This window comes from Pedobacter gandavensis (genome assembly GCF_032677645.1).
Taxonomy (GTDB): Bacteria; Bacteroidota; Bacteroidia; order Sphingobacteriales; family Sphingobacteriaceae; genus Pedobacter; species Pedobacter gandavensis_A.
In genome coordinates this window covers 280722-303588 of the sequence record NZ_JAVTSB010000004.1, presented here as the reverse complement: position 1 = coordinate 303588, position 22867 = coordinate 280722, and the positions used below count along the sequence as shown (strand labels likewise).

17 protein-coding genes are annotated in these 22867 nt (G+C 39.7%); 8 read left to right on the top strand and 9 right to left on the bottom strand.

The window, feature by feature from the left end; genetic code table 11:
- Positions 1–49: 49 nt before the first annotated feature.
- Entirely contained in the window at positions 50–1294 is a 1245-nt protein-coding gene (locus R2Q66_RS09025) for a glycosyltransferase (protein WP_316748048.1), read from the bottom strand.
- An 89-nt stretch (positions 1295–1383) separates the two neighbouring features.
- Here R2Q66_RS09025 and R2Q66_RS09020 point away from each other — a divergent pair, with 89 nt between their 5' ends.
- Positions 1384–1965 carry a tRNA-(ms[2]io[6]A)-hydroxylase gene (locus R2Q66_RS09020; protein WP_316748046.1) on the top strand — a complete coding sequence of 194 codons (582 nt, stop codon included), beginning with the start codon at positions 1384–1386 and terminating at the stop codon, positions 1963–1965.
- Between the two features lie 202 nt (positions 1966–2167).
- On the opposite strand, the gene R2Q66_RS09015 is transcribed toward R2Q66_RS09020, so the two are convergent.
- A complete protein-coding gene (locus R2Q66_RS09015) occupies positions 2168–3166 on the bottom strand; it encodes a hypothetical protein (protein ID WP_316748044.1) in 999 nt (332 codons plus the stop codon).
- 249 nt (positions 3167–3415) lie between these two features.
- Here R2Q66_RS09015 and R2Q66_RS09010 point away from each other — a divergent pair, with 249 nt between their 5' ends.
- Positions 3416–4765, top strand: coding sequence for a MutS-related protein (locus tag R2Q66_RS09010; RefSeq protein WP_316748042.1), 1350 nt, complete (start codon positions 3416–3418; stop codon positions 4763–4765).
- Here the strand turns inward: R2Q66_RS09010 and R2Q66_RS09005 are convergent.
- On the bottom strand, positions 4749–6647 hold the full coding sequence (locus R2Q66_RS09005; RefSeq protein ID WP_316748040.1) for a TonB-dependent receptor plug domain-containing protein: 1899 nt from the start codon (positions 6645–6647) through the stop codon (positions 4749–4751). The genes R2Q66_RS09010 and R2Q66_RS09005 overlap by 17 nt on opposite strands.
- Before the next feature lie 158 nt (positions 6648–6805).
- On the opposite strand from R2Q66_RS09005, the gene R2Q66_RS09000 reads away from it, so the two are divergent.
- Positions 6806–9148, top strand: a complete 2343-nt coding sequence (locus R2Q66_RS09000) for a TonB-dependent receptor (protein WP_316748038.1) — start codon at positions 6806–6808, stop codon at positions 9146–9148.
- Entirely contained in the window at positions 9145–9990 is an 846-nt protein-coding gene (locus tag R2Q66_RS08995; RefSeq protein ID WP_316748036.1) for a DUF4249 domain-containing protein, read from the top strand. Before R2Q66_RS09000 ends, R2Q66_RS08995 begins: the two co-directional genes overlap by 4 nt.
- A gap of 80 nt (positions 9991–10070) precedes the next feature.
- On the opposite strand, the gene R2Q66_RS08990 is transcribed toward R2Q66_RS08995, so the two are convergent.
- On the bottom strand, positions 10071–11324 hold the full coding sequence (locus R2Q66_RS08990) for a hypothetical protein (protein WP_316748034.1): 1254 nt from the start codon (positions 11322–11324) through the stop codon (positions 10071–10073).
- Positions 11325–11612: 288 nt separating this feature from the next.
- Between R2Q66_RS08990 and R2Q66_RS08985 the strand changes: the two genes are divergently transcribed.
- Together R2Q66_RS08985 and fabV are read left to right on the top strand one after the other, a co-directional pair.
- Entirely contained in the window at positions 11613–12872 is a 1260-nt protein-coding gene (locus R2Q66_RS08985; protein WP_316748032.1) for a hypothetical protein, read from the top strand.
- 641 nt (positions 12873–13513) lie between these two features.
- Entirely contained in the window at positions 13514–14704 is a 1191-nt protein-coding gene (gene fabV, locus R2Q66_RS08980) for an enoyl-ACP reductase FabV (protein ID WP_316748030.1), read from the top strand.
- 53 nt (positions 14705–14757) lie between these two features.
- On the opposite strand, the gene R2Q66_RS08975 is transcribed toward fabV, so the two are convergent.
- From R2Q66_RS08975 to R2Q66_RS08955, 5 genes are read right to left on the bottom strand one after another with little or no spacing between them, the layout of a single operon-like run.
- The gene (locus R2Q66_RS08975) at positions 14758–15138 is read right to left on the bottom strand and encodes a response regulator (protein WP_316748028.1); all 381 of its coding nucleotides are present in this window, start codon (positions 15136–15138) and stop codon (positions 14758–14760) included.
- 13 nt (positions 15139–15151) lie between these two features.
- Positions 15152–16231, bottom strand: coding sequence for a hybrid sensor histidine kinase/response regulator (locus R2Q66_RS08970; RefSeq protein ID WP_316748026.1), 1080 nt, complete (start codon positions 16229–16231; stop codon positions 15152–15154).
- 11 nt (positions 16232–16242) lie between these two features.
- Positions 16243–18405: a 7TM diverse intracellular signaling domain-containing protein gene (locus R2Q66_RS08965; protein ID WP_316748024.1), complete on the bottom strand. Its 2163-nt coding sequence runs from the start codon at positions 18403–18405 to the stop codon at positions 16243–16245.
- Positions 18405–19094, bottom strand: coding sequence for a hypothetical protein (locus R2Q66_RS08960; RefSeq protein ID WP_316748021.1), 690 nt, complete (start codon positions 19092–19094; stop codon positions 18405–18407). Before R2Q66_RS08960 ends, R2Q66_RS08965 begins: the two co-directional genes overlap by 1 nt.
- Positions 19095–21431 (bottom strand): Rv1355c family protein, encoded by a 2337-nt coding sequence (locus R2Q66_RS08955; protein WP_316748019.1) that lies wholly within the window; start codon positions 21429–21431, stop codon positions 19095–19097.
- 265 nt (positions 21432–21696) lie between these two features.
- Here R2Q66_RS08955 and R2Q66_RS08950 point away from each other — a divergent pair, with 265 nt between their 5' ends.
- Together R2Q66_RS08950 and R2Q66_RS08945 are read left to right on the top strand one after the other, a co-directional pair.
- Entirely contained in the window at positions 21697–22164 is a 468-nt protein-coding gene (locus tag R2Q66_RS08950; protein ID WP_062549753.1) for a response regulator, read from the top strand.
- 228 nt (positions 22165–22392) lie between these two features.
- On the top strand, positions 22393–22860 hold the full coding sequence (locus R2Q66_RS08945; protein ID WP_316748016.1) for a response regulator: 468 nt from the start codon (positions 22393–22395) through the stop codon (positions 22858–22860).
- The last annotated feature ends 7 nt before the right edge of the window (positions 22861–22867 follow it).

Here is a 22867-nt window from a genome sequence, read left to right as displayed (position 1 = left end):
TTAAAAGGAGGGCTGAGCCGGCTGTAAATCTTCCTGTCCGAGCTCCTGACTAAGGGCGATGCCGTTTTTTTTCACTGATCCATAAGGACATGTATTTGGTGCTGTTGGCATTGTGGTACTGTAGAATCTGACCAAAGAAATTACGCTGGCGATGGGCTTTTAGTTCCTGTCTTAAGTTTTTCAAGGTTGTTTCAAAAGCGACTAAAAAGGTATTTCTGTTGTATCTGGCCTGGAGGATATGAAGACCATTTTGCTGCGCTTGCAGCCATTTATCTTTCATTTGATATAATTCGGTAGCCGCGGTTATGAAAAGCTCAGGATCATCAGCGATTGCGCCATTCCATGCTATTCCGCCGCTCATAGCTTCTGCACCAATGCTGGATGTGACATTGGGTGTGCCGGTTAACATGGCATCAATGAATTTCCCTTTTAAACCTGCACCAAACTGGATGGGTGCAAGCAGGACTTTATGCTGTGATATTGCTTCCTTAGCATCCGCTACACGGCCATGCACCAGAAATCTTTCCTTTTCATTGTGAAGTTGCATTACTTTCTGGTTGGAGTAGGCCCCGTAAATATGAAGCTGTACACCAGGCAGTTTTTTTCTTAATCCGGGCCAGATACTGGTTTTTAAAGTTTGCAGGGTATGCCAGTTGGGCTCATGTAGGTAATTGCCAATAAAGACAAAACCGGCTCTTTCTTCATAGGATTTCCAGTTTTTAAGGTCGGTTTCTTGGGGGATTTCTTCTAAAAATGGGAGGTAATAGATTAAAGAAGGATCCAGATGAAAAGTTTCTGTTAAGATTTTCATTTCCACTTCAGAAATGATCAAAGACAAGTCGCATCTAAGGATGGCTGCGATTTCTCTTTTCGCCATATCAGTAAACAGGTCAGTGGTTTGAAAATCTTTTCCGGTTTTAAGGGCTTGTTGTCGGGCATGGCGTAAACAATGCAGGTCTTCCGTATCCAGAATTCTCAGTGCATCGGGGCATTCCTGTTGCACCCGCCAACCGTATTGCTCTTCCATTACAAACCTGTCGAAAAGCACCGTATCCGGAGCAAGCTCCTGTAAAAAGACATTGAAATCATCGCTGTTTAACTCGATTACCTGTTCTGTAACTCCCTTTTGGTTCAGGTCAAAGCTGTATTCCGTTTTTGAAGCCGCACAAGCAAAAGTCACCTGATCGCCCTGGGCCATAAAGAAATCAATCAGTTGAAGCATTCTTGTACCCGCTGCGGAAGAGCAAGGCTCTGGCCACACTAAACCAATGATCAATATTTTCTTTTCAGTCATTTCTTTAAAATTGTCGCAAAATAGATGTTTTTAATGCAAAGCCTGTGATTATTCCTAATTTTGAGGCGGAGAATTTTATTTATACCCTCATGCTTGGATTAAAACTATTAACAGACCCCCGTTGGGCGAATATTGCAGAATCAAATTTAGAAGAGATATTAACGGATCATGCCTGGTGCGAACAAAAAGCCGCAACAAATGCAATTACCCTGATCACCAATAACTCGGAGCATATGGATTTAGTGGAAGAGCTGACCGCCATTGCAATTGAGGAAATGCAACATTTTCAAATGGTGATTGAAATCATCAATAAACGCGGATATACCTTGGGTAGGGAGCGTAAAGATGATTATGTAGGTCGGTTAATGAAATTTAGCCGCCGCGATGGGAGTAGAAATAATGCTTTTATCGACCGTCTGTTATTTGCTGCAATGATCGAAGCCAGGAGTTGCGAACGCTTCCGCGTATTGTCGCAAAACATCAAAGATGCCGAACTGGCGAAGTTTTACCATGAACTCATGGTATCGGAAGCAGGTCATTATACCACCTTTTTGAATTTTGCCCGTAAATACACGATTGATGTAGATGTGGATGCACGTTGGAAGGAATGGTTAGATTTTGAAGGGGAACTGATCCAGAGTTACGGCAGTAAGGAAGCCATACATGGTTAATAGTTCCGGTATTGTCATTTAGTTTATGGGTAACAATACCGGAACCTGACACGGTGTTGGATCAGCGTTTGCAGGCAATTTAGCCCTGCAAGGCCCTAGAAGAACTGAGCAAAAGCCCTCATCGAAGCCCAAATTCCAGAGTTTCATCCCCGCGTCTGTACTTGCGCCAGATGGCGTGATTTTTAGTTAAAACGCAGGAGTATTAAATGGATAGCAGGAAGCCTATAGTGAAATTGGAATCCCAATCAAATACAAAAGTATCGCAATTGGTGGCATCCTTAATCGCCTGGTAGATATTTACGCCGCTTCTGATCTTGATTTTATCTGTTTTATATTTTGAAGGATCTTTTAATACGGTATATCTTTCCTGGCCTTTGCGACCTTGATTGGCTAGTTCGAAAGGTACACCGCCAATGATGAAACATACTTTGCGACGGGTATCAGGGATTTTTACAGCCGCATTTTTAACGGTTTGATACACCACCGGGTCTAGCATATCCTTTTCATAGTATTTTGAACCCGGCGCTTCTTCAAATTCTATCGTTTTGTCTATCCAACAGATTTTAGTATTTCCAGAGCCAATATCAACTACAAATGAGTTGTCGGCATAAACATCAGGTAAGGCACATTTCAGCGCTAACTTTCCTTCTTCTTCTGGTGTCACCAGATTCACGATATAGCCCATTTTCTTCAATTCGGAAGAGATCATGGCGGTTTTAGGTTCTTTTTGTGCGCCGGAACTGATCACAAAGTGAATGTTTTTAGATTTTACTCCCTTATCAAACATGCCACCTATATAATCTTTTAAGCCCATTCTAATGTCCATGGTGCTGGCCATACCTTCATAAACGAAGGATTTTCCGAAGTCTTTAGAAATGATTTCCCAACGTTTTTCTTTGTCCATATTGACAATGAAAGCATTGAATCCAGAAGCGCCAACTTCCACTACACCTTTATATTCGCCGTTTACCGGTTTGTCGGGTGTATAATCAAAATTACGGTGGTCCTCTGCACGTTGCGCCGTGTTTCCGGGATTATTTTTATCGGAGGTGTTTTTTGTAGTGATCGTAGACAGATTTCCTGCTGCCACATCAAACCGGCCAGTTTCGAATATCCAATAACCTATGCCAAGGATAAAAACAGCAGCAATAATTGCCTTTAGTGGCCATGATATTTTGGCTCGGGTAGACTTTTCTTCCATATTAATTTTTGTGGTTCTTTTTGTTCGCGCTGATTTTAGGAGCTTGATTTTACAGGGAATAATTAGGCTATTCCTGAAATCTGATAACGAAGATAGGATATCAATTTATTTTTGTGAACTTCTCTCAATTATTTAATTAAATGATCATGTAAATGGAACGAAACTAAACATTGTTGCTATATTGAAATAGATTTTGAGCCTAAATCAGGAAAAGGTTAAAGCATAAATGACTAAAACGACTTTGATATCATGATGATGAATTTTAAGATGGACCGGCAAACCTATAAAGACCTGAACATATTTTCGGATGCGAGAGGAGCAGATACCATTTTTAGTTTATTCAAATCTACGAGGACATTAGGAGGAAAGGAAAAAATTCAGCAAATGATGGAAAACCCTTCCTGTGATATTCGCTTGCTGAATGGGCGTAAATCTGCCATCCAATATTTTCAGGACCATCAACTGCATTTAGAGATCAAAAGTGAACAGCTAGACCTGATCAGCTATTACCTAAAATTCAAAAAAGTGCTTTCCAGAAATAATATGCTGGATTCGCTGGTCGATTTCCTTGGTAAGAAAACATCCAACGACTATTATATCGTGACTAAAGGGCTGGAATACCTGATCAGTCTTTTGAAATATCATTCCCGTTTTATAGCAGAACAGGATCTGGAAAATGTTCCGGAGTATCTGAGTATGAAGCTGGAAGAAATGAAAAACATCCTCCTTTTGGAGAGTCTGAAGACTGCGATGAGTTCCTCCCGTAAAAAATTGAAATTCTATCAGGTGAGCAAGCTGGATCACCGTTTTCGTGGAAAAGACAAGGAAGCGTTGCTTCGCCTGGTTGCCTTGGTTTATGAGCTTGATGCTTTTGAAACGATTGCCGTATTGGCTGGGAAAAAGGAGTTTTGCTTTCCTGAATACTCGGAAAACGAGGATATGGAGGTAGAATTGCTGGGTTTCGCACATCCATTGATCGATCATCCGGTTAGAAATGACATTTTTTTGAGTCAACAGGAAAACATGGTCTTACTCACCGGTTCTAATATGGCGGGTAAATCTTCCCTGTTGAAATCACTGGGACTTGCCGTTTATTTATCGCATCTGGGATTTCCGGTTCCTGCAACCTCCATGAAGACCAGTATTTTTAACGGACTGCTGACCACTATTAACTTACCTGATCAGATCGAAGAAGGCCTCAGCCATTATTATGCAGAAGTAAAACGGGTTAAGGAAGCAGCAAGCTCGCTCCTGGAAAACGACCGCATGTTCATCATTTTTGATGAACTTTTTAGAGGAACAAATGTGAAAGACGCCTATGACGCTTCCTTATTGATCATTTCTGAACTCGCAGCCATTCGTAATTCTGTGTTTTTCATTTCTACTCACCTTGTTGAGCTTGCCAATCCACTAAAGAAAATCGGGCATATCTCTTTCAAATATCTGGATACTTTCTTTGAAAAGGAAAAGCCGGTATTTACTTACCGGCTTAAAGAAGGGGTATCTGAGGAACGTCTGGGAATGTACTTTATCCATAAAGAAGGAATTGTGGACATCATCCGCGCCGTTCCTCAGCAAAAGCTTAGTAATTCAGTTTAAAGCCTAAAGTATACCAGGTACCTGGCATTGGAATGGCCTCCGCCTCAATGAATTGAGTATTAAATATATTGGCAGCATCGGCATAAATACTATAATGCGCTTGTTTATAGGCTATCTTTGCATCTACAACGGTGTAATCTTTGTAGGTGATGCGGTCCTGATAACGGGCAGCAAGTGTTAAATTCATCACCTTACAGAAAGTGGTATTTAAGGTTCCGCTCAATTGATTTTTCAGACTTCTCAAGGCATATCTTGAATAGTTCACATTTGGAATGGTGGTTTTAATCTCCGGATCCAGGTAGGTATATGAGGCCCCCAATCGGAAAGCGTTGATAATCCCGGTGGCCGAAGGATTTGCCCAACGGTAATCTCCACTTAAAGTTAGCCCGTTTGTACTCACTCGACTGTAATTTTGTGGTTGATAAGGATCGTCTATATTCGTTTTTACCCAATCAATAAACTGGTCGATTCTTCGTGTAAAATAGCTGGCATTTCCAGAGAAATGAGCATTATTAAATTTGATACCAGCCTCTGCATATTTAGATTTTTCGGGAACTAACTGGTCATTGCCAATATTGGCTTGTCCGGTATAATACAGGTCTGTATAGGTGGGTAGGCGTTGTCCGGTTCCTAAATTTCCATAGATACGCCAGTTGCTGTAAATGTCGTAGCCAATGTCGAGGCCTGGAAATGCCTGCCAGCCATAATCCGTGTTGTAATTGGTGTAAGCACCAACATTAACCGATAATTTTTTGAAAGGTTCAAATTTATATTCTCCGAAAAAGCCGCTGTTGCTGCGGTTTCTTTTTCCAAGACTACTGCTTTTGATGTATTCCGTTCTGGCTTCCAATCCAAGGCCAAATGTTCCTATCGAAGTTTGAATGGTGTTATTTAGTTCTGCATTTAAGACATTGGTGGCATGGTGGTTAGGCTTAGAACCCTCTTTTTGCTTATTATATAGGTAATCATCCACATTATTGCGGTAACTGATCCTTGGAATCATCGTCCAGTTTTCAGTGATTTTTGTGGTATAGGCCAGGGAAGCGAGGGCTGTTTTTACAGTTTCTTCGGAGTTCTTGTCACCGGGAGCTGCGTAAAAACCATTTGCACCGAATTTATTGTAGATATAACCGGTCATGATGTCTAGCTGATCCGATTTTCCGACCTGTATTTTTCCCTGATAATACAGTTTCTGGTTGTTGAAAGCGGTATTGTAGCGGTAACCATTGCCGGTTTCCTGTCCGATGGAAAGCATATGACTGGAAGTTTTTAAAGCGAGTGTACCGCTGGCGTATTGACCGGAATTCAGGTAAATACCACCATCTCCTTCTTGCTGTTTGAAGCTGCTTCCTGCAAATACATTGGCCGAGATGCCGGTTTTTTGCACTTTACGGGTCACAATATTGATTGCTCCGGTAAGCGCATTAATGCCGTAAACTCTGGATGCAGAGCCACGCAGGACTTCAATATGGTCGATATCATCCATGGAAATGGGTAAATTCATCATATTATGACCGGTTTGTGGATCAGAAACTTTAACGCCGTTGAGGAGCACTAAGGTTTCATCAAAAGTACCACCGTCTATACTGATGTCGGCCTGACTACCACCAGGGCCACGTTGTCTAACATCTACGCCAGATACGTAGCTGAGTAGTTCGGAAATTGACCTTGCTGGTAAGCTTTGAATCTTTTCCCTGTCAATGATCCAGATGTTTCTATTTTGTTTCGAAAATGGAAGCTGAAGGCGGTTTTCCTGTACCATCACTTCATTTAATTTTCTGGTGGTATCAGCTTGTGATCTGGAGGTTGTGGTGGTTTGCGCATTTATAGTCAGGCTGCAAGCCATCAGACCCATAAAATAAGCGGAATTTTTAAAAAGCATTGTGGTTTATTTTGAAGGCCAAAGATATGTTGTTTTCCTACTTTGAACCACTATATAATTTTTACTGTTTCTTGATTTATTTTCCTTTAATGAGGTTAATTATGTTTTATAATGCCGTTATTTACAGGTAATACCGCGTTAGCCCATTTTTATTATTTATGCTCAAATCGCTTCTCGTTCTGCTCTTCCTGCTGTTTAATTTTTCTGCCGATGCTCAAAAAGTATTCTTATCGGGTTTTGTAAAAGAAGCGGGGAGTAAACAGCCGGTTTCCGGAGCGTTGTTGCGTTTTCCAGCTATTGAAAAAGAATTTTATAGTGATAAAAACGGGTATTTTAAGATCGCTTTAGACAAAGGGATATGTCAGGTTCTTATCAGTTATCCGGGCTTTCAGGAGAGGAGTATTTCCCTCTCGATCCGGCAAAATCAACAGGAAATTTTCTATTTAACATCTGATGCGGCCCAACTTAAGGAGGTAACTATTAGTAGTACCAAAGGTTCGGTTATGCAAAGTAACCTGAATAATTTCTCTTTGTTGAAGCAGGCAGATTTAAAAAATGCACCCGGTTTTCTGGGCGTATCTGATGTAATCAAGACCATTCAGACGCTTCCGGGGTCGGGAAATGGGGGTGAAGGAAATGCCGGTTTGTTTGTTCGTGGCGGTGGTTCCGGACAAAATCTAGTGCTTTTTAATCATGCTGTGATCTATAATCCTTCTCATTTACTGGGCTTTTTCTCCGTGTTTAACAGCGATGCCGTAGGAGAAGTTAAGTTTTATAAATCGGGTATCCCTGCCGAATACGGTGGTCGTTTATCCTCAGTAGTCGATATACAAAGCGACCAGCAGATTGCCGATTCTTTGTTGGTAGATGGAGAATTGAGTGTGCTGGCCGCTAAAATAAACCTTAAAATCCCGATTACCAGTAAATGGTCTGTGGCCACTACGATGCGGAAAACCTTTATGAATTATTCGGTTTGGCCGATTGTCAATAAATTCAGCGCAGATGAGGAGTCTGGAAATAAGTTGAATTACGATTTCTACGACCTGAATTTTTCCACGGCCCTGGCCTTAACAAAAAAAGATAAGTTATTTGCTGCGTTTTATGTTGGCGGTGATGATTTTGGCCTTAAAATGATCCGGTTTGATATCGCTAACGGAATGAAATGGCAAAATAGTGCTGCTTCTTTAAAGTGGAACAGGATGATTTCTAATCAATTGAATCTGGAGACGGTGGCTAGTTATAGCGGTTACCGTTTTAGTTTTGGGATGAAACAGGAGGGGCTGGAGGTAGGCGTTCATTCGGCAATTACCGACTTTAATTATAGCTCCACTTTAAAGGCCTATTTTGGAGCCCATCAGCTGAAAGCAGGCTTAAGTATGATTCAGCATAAGTTTGTGCCGAATACGCCTTCCTCTAAAAACAAATTCATGGAGTTTGATTACGGAAAGCCAAATACTTATATGGCAGATGAAACCGCTGTTTTCCTGAGTGATGATTTTAAATTTTCAGAGCGTTTAAGTGTTTATGCAGGTTTAAGGATGACTTATTACCGCCATAAAGGGCCTTATAGTACAACTGCTTCTGATGGCCTGGTTACTACGGTTGCTAGTGGAAAAACAGTAAGTGATACGTTTTTTATGGAGCCGGGGCTAACGGTAAAGTATCATTTGAATAACAGCACTGCCTTAAAATTCGCGTATTCGAGGAATGTACAAACGATACACCTGATCCCAATTTCGGCTTCTAACTTCCCCAGCGACTTCTGGATTCCTTCCGTTTCGCAGATTCCACCCGAAAAAGGCAACCAATATAGCCTCGGGATTTTTAAGGAATGGGCAGATGCAGGTTATGAAGGATATGTAGATTTGTACTTCAGGGATATGAAAAATATAGTGGAGTTCTCTGGCGGATTGATGAATTTATCAAATAGCGTGAAGATTGAAGACCATGTTTTTCTTGGAAAAGGGAGTAGCTATGGTTCGGAGTTATATTTTAAAAAGACGAAAGGGAGGTTTACCGGGCATATTAGTTACACGATTTCTAAATCCGACCGGACTTTTGAAGGACTTAACGAGGGGTACACCTTTCCATTTAAATACGACAGGACGCATGACCTGACTGCGGTAGCCAATTATAAGCTGCAAGCCAACTGGTCTTTATCGGCCCTGTTTACGCTGGCAACAGGTAATGCCTATACGAAACCGATCAGCAGGTATTTGATTGCAGGCAATGTAATCAATGAATATGGAGCCTATAATGCGGCAAGGATGCCTACTTATCACCGTATGGATTTATCGGCTACCCATCAATTTCCGGCCAAAGGGAAATACCAAAGCTTCCTGTCTTTATCGGTATATAATGTGTACAGCCGTAAAAATCCCATATTCAATTATTATATCGCCAGAGGTAGCTTAACCACGGGTAAAGTGTCTATACAAGAGAGGTCAATCGCTTTGCTGCCGATTCTTCCTTCCATAAATTATAAAATAGTTTTCAAATGATGAGTTTTCGGAATACGCTGTTATTGATCGGATTGCTTTCCTTGTTTTATGCTTGTAAAAAGGAGATAAATCCAGGGCTTTATAAGCCAAAGTTTGTGGTAGAAGGCTGGATTGAAGAGGGTGATTTTCCTTATGTAATCCTGACCCATAACCTTCCTTTTTTTACGGCTGTAGATTCTGCACAACTGGCAGAGGTGATTATTCGTTACGCGAAAGTAACGGTTAGCAGTGGTAATGAAAGGGAGGTGCTCACTGCAACCACAGATAAACGATACTTCCCTTATTTTTTGTACAGAGGCACAAGTTTAAGAGGTAAAGTTGGGGGTAAATACAGTTTGAAAGTAGAATATGCAGGGAATACGCTGACCGCGGAAACGGAAATCCCAAATCCGGTAAGTATCGATAGCCTCTGGTTTACCGAAAAACCGAAAAACAAAAGGCAGTTGAATGTGCAGATTATGGATGCCCCAAATGAAGTGAATTATTACAGGCTTTACTCGAAACTAGAAAAAGAAACTGTTTTTACGCCAACTTTGCTGGGCAATCATGACGATTTGTTTTTCAATGGCAAAAAGTTAGAGATGCAGGTAAATAGGGGGGCTGTAAATAATCTAACTACTAAGCACGATCCTTATTATGAGGCAGGAGATACGGTAATGGTGAAATTATCGGCGGTTCCTGCCAGTGGTTATTATTTTTGGAAGAGTTTACAGGATGAATTGATGAATGGTTCTAACCCATTAGCAGGCAGCGCTAAAGCATTGGAAACGAATATTAATGGTCCCGGAGTAGGGATATGGTGCGGATATTCCTCAAAAATCTATCGTCTTATCGCCAAATAAACTTTAAAATAACAAGGCCGGTTCTCTTTAGAAAACCGGCCTTGTGGTGTTGGTTCTGAGCTTTAAAATCAAATTTGTTTTTAGAATTTGTTGGTAAAGATTTCAAATTCATCAATGAACTTGCTGAATCCTTTACCAAAGAAAGTTTTTAAGCTCACTTTTGATTCGTCGTTAAATACCAGACGTGGTTCTAAGTAGTATCTTGTACGTATAACATCAATCTTGTCGCCTGTTGCAGGATCGTAGTCATAACTAGGGAAGCTATCTTCTACCATAACAAATTCGTTCTTTGCGAAAACTTCGTTTTTATCTTTGTACACCGCAAATAAAGAAGAGTTTTTGTTCATGGTTGCTACTTGTTTCTCTCTCGATTCTTTTTCAGTAAGCATATCATTTGCGTCATAGTCATCTTGAATCACTTTGATGTTTGCCTGACCGGTAAGTCGGATATTCATCACATCGAAAGTCATATTCGCATCTTTAATCACTTCTGCTACAGTCTCTAAATCTTCAATGTTAGGATAACTACCATTAAGATTTCCGATACTAACCAGGTTTAATAGTTCTTTGCTGTCTTTTGCTAAAACTACTCTACTGGTTAATGTTTTAGTGTCATTGCCAGCAGTTACAATTAATTGGAAACTTCCTAGATTTAGTCTTACCTCTGCTTTTGTTGGTGTAGCGTCTGTGCTGCCATTTATTTTATACTCATAAAGACCAGCCAATTTCAATTCTTCTTTTCCGCTAACAGATAAGGAAACATTTGTAGCAGCTGGTAATTCATAAGCTTCGCCATCAACATAGAGTGCTGCTTTAGAAGCCGTGTAACTTGCGGTTAGCAAGGCGTCATTAGTTTTGCTTGCAGCTGTACTTGGGTAATGCACTTCAAATTTACTGGTTGAAGGTGTTTTAATCCATGCTTCTGTTTTACTATCCCAGTTATAAATGCCGTAATAATCGCTTAAATCGGTTGTTTTAGCTACGCTATTAGTCGTTACTGCAGAAAATAGTCTTGCTGCATCTTTGTTTCTACCAGCGAAAGCAATCGCTTCTAATTCACGGCCAATAATAGTATTGCTTAAGGCTTCCAGGTCTAAATCACCCAGGCGCTCAATTAGTGAGATAAATTTCTCATCTGGTAAAGTGTTGATTTTTTTGATGAAATCAAGCCCGTTTTGCTCTAATGCTTGTTTATGTTGTTCGGTAGTCAGTTTTGAATAGCCCAGTTCAATTGGAGGAAGGGTAGGTGCAATTGGTTCTTCTGTAAAGCTTTTCTTCTTGCAGGATATAAGTGCGCCAAATAATAAGGCGGCAAATAATAGGTTTCTTTTCATTATCAAGTGTTAATTTAAATTACACGAAGATAAAATTATATTTCTTTCTTTTTACATAAACTGTGTATAAACGCAATTTACAACTGAGGGTATTAGGTTTTACGCAGTTGTTTGCGTTTAGAGAGCGGTATTTGTTGTTTGTTTTAGGTTATTTCAGTTCTTGATGCCTCGATTTTGGTTTTTCCGATAATAATATAGAGCTTCAACTTGTTTGCGCTTTTAATTTACCTGCTATGACCGTATCGCAAGCAGAACTTCATTAAGAATCATTTCTGTTAAACCATATATATGATGAAAACTTTAAAAATTTGCACATTAATCCTTTTTTTGTTAGTTCATAATGCTATTGGACAAGAGGAAGGAAACACGATCAGAAATTTGAAAATTGGGGATACTGTTCCTGATTTGCCAATCACTCAGATTATTAATGATGAAAAAACTAGCAGCTCCATAGCTGAATATAAGGATAAGCTGCTGATTCTTGATTTCTGGGATACCTTTTGTGGCAGTTGTATTAATGCCTTAGCTAAAGTTGATACCCTGCAAAAGGTGTTTGGTACTCAGGTGAAAATGTTGCCGGTAACGTACCAGTCAGCAGAAGTGATCAATACGTTTTTGATAGGAAGTAAGTTTTTAGGCCAAAATAAAGTGGATTTGCCTTATGCTGTTGGAGATAAGGTTTTAAGAGAACGGTTTAAACATCGAACAATATCGCACCTGGTATGGATTTATAAGGGAGAAGTTAAGGCGATAACTGGTACTGCACTCTTAAGTAAAGCAAATATACAATTGATCCTGGATGGTAAACAACCAGATTGGTTTATGAAAGATGATGATATGGGTTATGATCTGAATAAACCTATATTTAAGATTCATGAAGGGGCTTATAAGATAGGGCAAAAGGGAGCTGTTCGGGGTTATTTACCAGGAGTACTGATCAAGACGATCGCAATAGTCAATAATGAAAACGGAACTCTGAGAACCTTTTTTGTAAATAGAGATGTATTGGGCTTGTACCTATCTCAATGGGCTATAATTAAACCCCATGATTTTGTTCCTGGTCCACAAAGGATTATTTTGGAAGTAAAAGACCCTACTAAATATACTTACAATAGTAAAGAAGTTAAGGATGTTTGGAACAGTAAACATAGTATTTGCTACGAGCGCCTAGATCCTATTGGAACTGATAAAGTGAAGATTGCAAGAGCTGTTGTTTCGGATTTGGATAGTTTATTGGGTTTACTTGGTAGATGGGAGAAACGAATGAAAAACTGTTTGGTCATCTCTAATATTGATACGGCTACTGATCTTCCTAAATATGAGGGAAGAAAAATACCGAAGAAAGGAAGAGAGTTATTTTCTATAAGACTTTCACTAGAATTTGCGCAAATCAATCCCCCTGTCGTGGACGAAACTAATTATAAGGGTAAAACGGATATTCTGAAATGGATTGATCTAAATGATCTAAAAGCACAACTTCTAGAGGAAGGATTTATTCTTAAAAAAGAGCCGAGGTTAATTGATGTGTTTGTGTTGACTGAAAAGTAAAAAGTAACAGCTCACAAAAAAAATGGCTGTTGCTTTTTGCATTAAAGTGATTTTAAAAGTACACTCCCTGGGATATCAATAAGACCATTTAATGCACGAACCATGTCCATTAATACATTGTCGTCTATATCGGGTTGACCATTAAGGTTATATGCGCGTATAGCACAAAGTTGAAGTACTCCAGGACAATTCGGAGAATAATCAGGGTCTTCAGAACCAGGAATAAGGATGTAGCTTATTGGTAGGGCGGGATCACCGAAATCATTGTAACGAAACCATGCGAAAGCCATAATCTTGGTTGCTTTTATAATTTAAAAAGCTTAAATTTTAATGATTGCCTACCTTGTGAAGGGTGTTCAGCTTTTCCCTTATTGAAAATGTCTTTTTTTAGATAAGACATTTTCTAATACTAATGTAGTTATACTTGATCATCACTAATAGGGTCAAATGGCCCAAAATGATTTGTTAAACTATCCTTTGACTTAGATTCCGCCCAGTTTAATCTCTGCTTTACCTTTGTTTTTCTAACCAATTTTCCCCGGAACTGGCATACTTATTTTGTTTTAATTATGTTTGCTGAATAATTCAACAAGAACCGCTTCGCGGAAAGTTTACAGAAAAAAAGTATAAAGAGAATAAATATGATTATTGCACCTAAAATTCGTGGGTTTATCTGCCTGACTGCTCATCCAGATGGTTGCGCACAAAACGTGTTAAACCAGATCAATTACGTGAAATCTAAAGGCCCTATTGACGGACCTAAAAAAGTCCTGGTAATTGGCGCATCAACCGGTTTTGGTTTATCGTCAAGAATTACTAGTGCTTTTGGATCTAATGCATCTACTATTGGTGTTTACTTTGAGAAACCACCAGCACCAGGTAAAACTGCTTCTGCAGGCTGGTACAATACTGCAGCATTTGAAAAAATAGCTCATGAAGCTGGTTTATATGCTAAAAGTATCAACGGTGATGCCTTCTCAAAAGAGATCAAAGAAAAAACTTTGGAACTGATCAAAGCTGACCTGGGACAAATTGACCTGGTTATTTACAGTTTAGCTTCTCCAAAAAGAGTTCATCCGGTAACTGGTGTAGTACACAGTTCTGTGTTGAAACCAATCGGTGAAGTATATACTAACAAAACAGTAGATTTCCATACTGGTATCGTTTCTGATATCTCTATTCAGCCAGCTGCTGGTGATGATATTGAAAATACAGTTGCGGTAATGGGTGGTGAAGACTGGGCAATGTGGATCGATGAATTGAAAGCGGCTAACTTACTTGCACCTGGTGCAACTACAGTTGCTTATTCTTATATCGGCCCTTCATTAACAGAAGCGGTTTACCGTAAAGGTACAATCGGTCGCGCTAAAGACCATTTAGAGGCTACAGCATTCGAAATTGCTGATAAACTAAAAGACATCAACGGAAAAGCTTATGTGTCGGTAAACAAAGCCTTAGTAACTCAGGCGAGCTCTGCAATTCCGGTTATTCCTTTGTACATCTCTTTATTGTACAAAATTATGAAAGCTGAAGGCATTCATGAAGGATGTATCGAGCAGATTCAACGTTTATTCAAAGACCGTTTATATACAGGTGCTGAAGTATTAACTGATGATAAAGGAAGAATCCGTGTAGACGATTTAGAGATGCGTGATGACGTTCAGGCGCAAATTGCGGCACTATGGACTGAAGCAACTACTGAATCTCTTCCTGAAATCGGCGATCTTGCTGGTTACAAAAAGGATTTCTTAAACCTGTTTGGTTTTGACGTAGCTGGTGTTGATTACGAAGCTGACGTAAATGAAATGGTAGAAATTTCAGGATTGGTGTAAACCATTCTTCAATATAAAAAGAAAGCGCTTCCGGATGGAGGCGCTTTTCTTTTTTAAATATGTTTTTTTAATTCTTCTTCCAGTTCTTTTGGAAACAAGGGTTTCCGGAATAAGCGTACCACATGTGGATTCGCTTCTGCCTTCTTGATATCTCCAAAATCAAGCGTCGAAGATAAAATCGCCACCACACATTTGTCTGTGATAGATAGGGGTAATCCTTTATAGATTTCCAGAAATTCAAAGCCATCCATTTCCGGCATCTGAATGTCCAGTAAAATGAAGTCCGGAATCTTTTCCTCGTTGTTCTTGTTCCTGCTGAGGTAATTCAGCGCCTCTTCACCTGACTGACAAAGAATGATTTCATCAAATAAATTAGTAATGGTGATGATCTTGGAATTGATTTTTAAGTCAACCTCATTGTCATCAATTAACATAACTGTTCTGGGTTTATTTAACATTTGGGATCGTGATTTTAAAGGTGGTACCTTCTATAGCATTCGAACTCACAGTAATCTTTCCGTTGATTTTATTTAATGCTTCTTTTACAATGAAAAGGCCAAGGCCACTTCCATGATTAATTTTGCTTTTAAAGAACTGTAAAAATATCTTTTCTAAATGCTCATTCAGGATACCCATCCCGTTGTCATTGATCGCAATGTGCACCTGAGTAGGCTGAACTTCTACTGAAATGTTTACAATTTTATTCGGTTCTGTTTCTTTTTGGTATTTGATCGCATTCGAAATCAGGTTTCCTAAGATTACTTCAATCCGGAAGGCATCTCCATAAAACTGCTCATCCTGAATAATACTGACCTGAAATTTGGTGTCCTTGTCTGTGTAAGCATAAAGCTCAATCAGGTCGGCAACCAGCTTCCTGAAATCTATTTCTGTATGCTCCGAAATGGTCTTGTTGTTTTTATAATATTGCAGTGTTTTCTGGATGTAATAATCCAGTCTGTTCGAACAGGTTTCTATCAGTCCCCAGTATTCTCCGCTGGAGTTAAAAAGCCCTTCCATTTTTACCAGGTTCACAATCCCCATTGTAGAAACCAGTGGTGCCCTTAATTCATGGGATATACTGTAAATAAAGCGATTTAACTCGTCATTCGTTTTTTCCAGTTCAGCTACTTTATTTCTAAGGTCTATCTTTGATTTATAGGCATCATAGGCATTTTTGATAGAGTTGTGTAGCTCCAGATCATTCCATGGTTTGGTAATATACCGGTAAATATCACCATGATTGATTGCATCAGCCAGGGCTTCAATATCGGTATAACCCGTTAGTAAAATTCTGGTAGGGTCTGGAAAGGTACTTTTGATGCTCTTGAAAAACTCTACACCCGTAATATTCGGCATCTTCTGATCCGCAATAATTACTTGTACTGCAACGTTTTCAAGGATTTTTAATCCTTCGTCAGCAGACAGGGCGGTGTAAATTTCATACTGCCGTCTAAAACTTGCTTTAAAAGCGTGCAAGTTATTTTCTTCATCATCAATATACAGAACACGTATAGTTGTGGCATTCATAATAAAGTTTATTATCGTGAGATTACGGGTAAGGTAATAATAAATTCTGTACCTTGATTTACTTTTGTAACAACATCTATGTGGCCGCGGTGGTTTTCAATGATCCTAAACACGATCGATAAACCTAAACCAGTACCTTCGCCAACGTCTTTAGTGGTGAAAAAAGGTTCAAATATCTTCTGTTTTACTTCCTCAGACATGCCTGATCCCGAATCTTTAATGCTGATTTTCACGGCTTCATCTTCCTGCCAGGTAGTAATGCTCAGTTGCTCTTCCGGAGCAGGAGATTCCTTTCCTTTGATCGCCTGAATCGCATTGCTGATGAGGTTCATGAAAACCTGATTAATTTTACCAGGCATACACTCTACTTTTGGTAAGGTGCCATAATTCTTGACAATCTGAAGATTGCCGGGGAAAGTGCTTCTCAGTAAAACCAGGGTAGAATCCAGGCCTTCATTTAAGTCGACTGGCTTGGTGTCATTCTCATCCAGTCTACTGAAATTCTTCAGACTTCTGATGATTTCAGCTGTTCTTTTTGCTCCTTCTCCAATACCGGAAAGCAGAGATTTGATTTCTTCTCTGACGAAATCAAGATCAATTGATCTTTTGAAGTTTTCAATATTACTGAGTTGTGGATTGAGGTCCTGTGCAGGATCAATTTTCTCGTATAGATCAATCAGCTGATTCAGATCGTCGATGTCCATCTGAAGTGGCTTAATATTAGAAGTTACAAAGTTGATCGGATTGTTGATCTCATGGGCAATACCCGCGGTTAACTGACCTAAGGAAGCCATTTTCTCTGCATCTACCAGTTGAGATTGGGTCTCTTTAAGGTTAGATAGCGCGTCGTTTAAGCTGGTATTGATGTTTTCTAAGGCCTCTGTTCTTTCCTTAACTTTGATTTCTAACAGGACGTTTTGTTCACGTACCAGTTTTTCATTTTCAGTCAGGATTCTCAAAGCTTCTGATTGTGATTCCTCTTTCTCTTTCTTGAAAACATTGATCTTATCAGCCAATGCAAAAGACAGTAATACGGCTTCTAATCCGGAGCCAATTAAGATGGCATTATTTGTTAAAAAAGTATAAGAAAGAATACCAACATCCTTCAGGATAAATATGATTACACCGAATAGAAAGCAAGACCATGAAATAGTGAAATATAACGCCGGACGGTATTTCTTTCTGTAAATTAAGATACCCGTAATAATTACAGTAATCGAAGCTACAATGGTGAGCAATTGTAAGGCCATCTGTGCCGCTACCGGATAACCGAGAATACTGATCACGAAACAGAGCAGATAAAGGGCAATCAGGAGATTCAGGTAGCGATTTGTATTCCGGTAGAAATTCTTAACATGGAGGAACTCTTTAGTAAAGAGAATTGAAGTGATTCCTACGAAAACAATGGAAAAGACCAGCCCCTGGTTGTTTAAGTATAGGTTGTCTCCCCAAAGTAAGGAGAAAGCATAGCCTTGTAAACACAGTTGAGCAAAACCAACACTAAAAATATAGACTACATAAAACAGGTAACTCTTGTCTCTAACCGTAGAATATATGAAGATATTGTATAAAAACATGGTGATGATTAGTCCCATGTACAGGCTGAAAACGTTGCTTTCCATGGAAAGTCCCTGCATAATTGAAGAATAAGAGCCTATAAAAAGGGGTAAGGTGATGGGACTGGAAGCGGAAACTTTCAGGTAATAGGTAGTGGTATCTGAGGTGGTCCTGAGTCTGAAAATAGGATCCTGATGCACGATATCTCTACGGTGAATAGAAACTTCATTGCCTGATTTAATGGCTTTGTACTGGCCTTGTATCGGAAAATAAAAGACCACTTTATCCAGGTTCGGACTTTTCAGCTGCAGGTAATAATCACTGGCCATTTTCGGATCTGCAATTTTGATCCTGATCCAGATATTGGATTTTGTGAGCCCGAAATTGGCAATCTTGTTGGTATTGGGTTTGAATGTGCCTTTTTGAATCACTTCCGGCAGGGAAAGCGCTGCAGAAGGGTCTTCATAAGTAGCCACCTTATCGCTGATATTGAGCTGGGTGTTGGCTGTACTGTTCAGCTGAATGACCTGTGCTTCTGTAGAAATGCCCTTCATCAGGAAAAGCAGTGTCAAACAAAAAAACAGCGCAATCTTTTTTAAGCTATGGAGCTGATGCATTATTTGTCATATTTTAAATCGTACATGATGTCTACATCACCTTTGGGACCGGTTTCTGAGCGGACTTGTACGGGGTTTTCAATAAGGTCGAAAACAAGCTCCCTGATAGTCGGCTCTGCTTTTTCTAAGGTTCTAACGTTGTCAATAATCACGGCAGTGGCAATTAAATCAAGTTTTGGATAGTAAAATTGTCCGTTGTTGCCAACGGCTATATTTACATCAAAGCCAGTTCTTTTTCCTCCTCTAACGGTTGCCGGAGCACAAAGGGCAAATAAACTGTGGAGCCCAAGGGTATAGGCCAGGGCTACAGAGGCACGGATTAAGAAGATACTGCCAATTCCGAATCCTGCAATTTCTCTGGAATTCCAAAGCCCGCAGAGCTCGCCGGTTTTCAATAACTTTCTTTCACGGAGCTGATCAAATATCTTAGGATCCAGTTTTCCAATCGCGTCTTCAATCGGAAGCGGCAAATCCTCATCGGCAATCTGAATGCGTGCGCCACCCAATGCCCGTCCATCTTCGGTAGATTCTACCAGGATAACGTAAGTGTTTTCATGCTGCATCCAGGCATGTTTTGCCGATGTGATCATGGTGATGCCATAGATCTCTAACACTTTTCTGTGACCATCTATGAACTTATGACATAAAGCCTCGTTTTCTGTTGCTTTGAATGCGGTGAACTTTACCATTTATCGGGTTAAATTAGATATGAATATTTTATCTATTGGCAAACGTTTTGAAGGTGTTGCTTCTGTTTCAGCGTAGAATAATCTACATAGAAAAACGCTCACTTCCTGCTGATCGACTTCCGAAAAGCAATTGTAGAAAATCTCATTTAATTCAGAAAACTTGTCTTTAAGATAAAGATCCTGATTTAGTCCCTCCCCATATTTTAAGATGTTAAAGTGTAATATGCTGGCGGTCATTGGATGAAGGGAGATTCCGGCACGGTTAGCGGTTAACCACATTCGTTCTACGGCTTTCCCTCCTTTGATGAAGTCGTTCGCAGTATAAGTTGGCATGGTGACCAGGGCAATCGCCGAGGAAGCCAGTCCGGATTTTTTAGAAAGACGCTCCAGGCCTGTTCCCATTTTCCAGGTTTTTAACAACTCAAGCACCTTTGGGTCTTTGGCAATACGCATTCCAATGGCTTCTCCAGCCGTTAAGCCGAAAGATTCCAGGTCTAGTCCATCGCCGGTTCTTTCCGATTCTTCTTTAGTAAACCTCAGTTCCAGATTGAAAAGCTCATGATGGCCGGTAGGGGTGTAGAGGCGAAGTTTATCCGCTTCTCCCATAATATTTGCCAATGCCTGAATGTCCGTTTTATCATCAATAAAATAGACTTTAGCGCCATCAATCTGCTCCGTTTCGGCTTTAATTTCGGCTAAGGTTTCCGCAGGGATGGGCTTAATTACTTTAGGTTGGTTTCTATTGGTATTTCTGATTCCGGTAAAGTCCGCCAGACCGTCTTTTTGGTGTGCTGTTGTTGCGTTGCTGAATTGTAAAACAGCAATCAGTTCAGGAATCTGAGGATCTGGAAAAAGTTGCTCATGAAGCTCCAGATTCAGGGAATCTGCTTTCAGGCGAATACTTTCCAGGGTAAGTCCGAAGCCCACATAGGCCACAATATTCTTGTGGTTTGCAAAAGAGAAGGAACGTTCTTTATCGTGGAAAAGGAATAATGCACCGTCTTTATACAGCCATTTCCAGGGTTGATTGTTACCCGCAGAACTTCCTCTTTGTGCGGTTAGGATTAGCTCTTCGAGTTGCTCACCGTCTAGTGGGATGGCATTTTCTGGCTTTGTAAGTTTCAATTCCGCGGTTAGGGTTTCCATCTCCGGAAAGGAGATTCCTTTTTCAGGTTGAGGAGTTGCTGCGGTATCGTTTGTTTTAACCGGATCTGCAATGATCTCTTCAATGTCGACAAAGAATCTGCCCGATACCGAAAGTTCCTGTAAGAGGATTCTTCTGGAAAGGTCGGCTGTGATCCCTCCGCCATAAGTAACAGCGCTGGCCAGTTGAGGCCATGAGGTAATGGTTTGCTGAATCTCAATCATAGAGGCTTTCATCCTGGTGGATAATGTTTCTACGCCTGCAATCGGTAATATATAAGGTATTTTTTCTTCGTTGGTTTTAAGGTGTTTTACTTTCGAAATGTCGAGGTGCTCAATAAATCCATGTAAAATAGGACGGTTTGGCTCCAGGTCAAATCGTTCAATGTCGATGGTGCCTCTGTCGCTGGCCTCCATCAATACCGGAATCTGATGTGCTTTTGCTTTTACCCTGCAAAGGATCTTGATGTCAATCCCGTCACATTCATCGATCAGGAGATCGAGGTTTCCGTTTTCAGTTAAGAAACTTTCAATATTCTCTTCTGTAATGCCCTCATGAAAACAGGTCACTTTTAAGAAGGGGTCGATTTCTGCAATTTCTCTGGCAACAATAACGGTTTTTCTTAAATCTACATTCTGTACGCCACTTCGGATACGGTTGAGGTTAGTGAGGTCTAAATGGTCGAAATCTGCAATTCTAAGCTCGCCACAGCCACGCTCTATCGCGAGGGTAAGGGACACAGACTGGCCCACAGACAGGCCGATTACGCCAATCTTTTTCTCCATCAGGAGGTCTTGTTCCTGCTGGGTAATTTTATGTTTATTTCTGTTGGTACGAACAAGGATAAACTCGTCCTTGTCGAGGATATGTACTAGTTTTTCTAACCATGGATAATAGACCCATACGCCATAAGTATCGGCTTCCTGCCCATTCAAACGTTTTACTATAAGTTCATCGATTTGTTCCTTATTCAGGACTAATGTTGGGTTTAATCCTTTGACCAGATCGGTAAGTTGATTTGTAATGCTGTCAAATACCTGGATATGTGGTTTTTCTTTTAGCAAATTCAACAGCGAAGATTGATCTTCCGGATTTAGAATTCTAAAGAATGTTGGGGTATAGATTTCACTATACTTTTTTGTTTGTGTAGCTAACTCTTTTTTAAGTTGACGTAATTCTTTATCTAATTGCATTTGTTCTATGAGGTATACTCTTTAATCATTACAAAAATTCTATTAAAATTATACTTTTCACCGTTATAATGAAAGTATAATTTTTATTATTATGAAGAGGTTAATTTTAATTAGCGCGTTACCTGCTAATAATGAGCATCCTTCCCTGTATTATTATTACATAAAACAGGACTGAAATTTTTTAATATTATAAATTTTCAACCAAATTACTTCATTGAAGCTTATAAAAGCAATATATTTAAAAAAATTATATTAAATTCATAAGATGAATTCTAACGCATCCATAAATGTCCTGTACATAGACGATGAAGCTCACAATCTAAACTCTTTTAAAGCAGGGTTTAGAAGAATGTTTAATGTCTTTACTGCGGAGTCAGCAGAGGAGGGAAGAAAGGTATTGGAAAAGCAATTGATCCATGTGATCATTACCGATCAACGGATGCCTGTGATGACGGGAATTGAATTCCTGGAGTCTATTATTCCTGATTTCCCTGAACCGATCAGAATCCTGCTTACCGGATATGCAGATATTAACGCCGTGATTGACGCCATCAATAAAGGACAGGTTTATAAGTACATTCAGAAGCCCTGGATGGCTGAAGATCTCCGGATCAATATCGAAAAAGCTTTCGAAATCTATTCGTTAAGAAAAGAAAACAGAGAGCTTACGGAAAAATTATTGATCGTGAATCAACAGCTGGAATTTTTGTTCCGTCAAAGCCTCTTATCTTAAAGATCTGGGCCGTAATTTCGGGTCAATATCGGTTGGAGATTGATATTGTCCCGAAAAAGAAACACAGAATTTATTTGATGATTTGTTTAATGGATAGCCCTCTATGGATATTTTAATGCCTATTTGTGTAATTATTTAAGAATAAAACCGCAAATAATTTTAATCCTTAAATAGTTTTTTTGTTCATAATAATTGAAATATATTTAACAAAAAAAAGGCAAAAATTCTATGAATTCTGACACTTCAGTAAACGTTCTCTATGTTGATGATGAAGTCCACAATCTCAACGCTTTTAAAGCAAGCTTCCGACGTAAATTCAATATTTTTATTGCAAATTCGGCAGTAGAGGGTAGAAAGGTTTTGGAATCTGAAGATATTCATGTGATTGTAACGGATCAACGGATGCCGGTGACTACCGGAATTGAATTCCTCGAATCTATTATCCCTGATTTTCCGGATCCGATTAGAATCCTGTTAACAGGTTATGCTGATATTAGCGCTGTAATTGATGCGATTAATAAAGGACAGGTTTACCGATACATTCAAAAGCCATGGATGGAAGATGATCTGCGCATTAATATCGAGAAGGCTTTTGAGCTTTATACTTTGAGAAAAGACAACAGAGATCTGACTGCCAGCTTAATTGTGGCGAATGAGAAACTGGAAAACTTATTGAGAATGGGGACTGATTTATAGTCCCCAT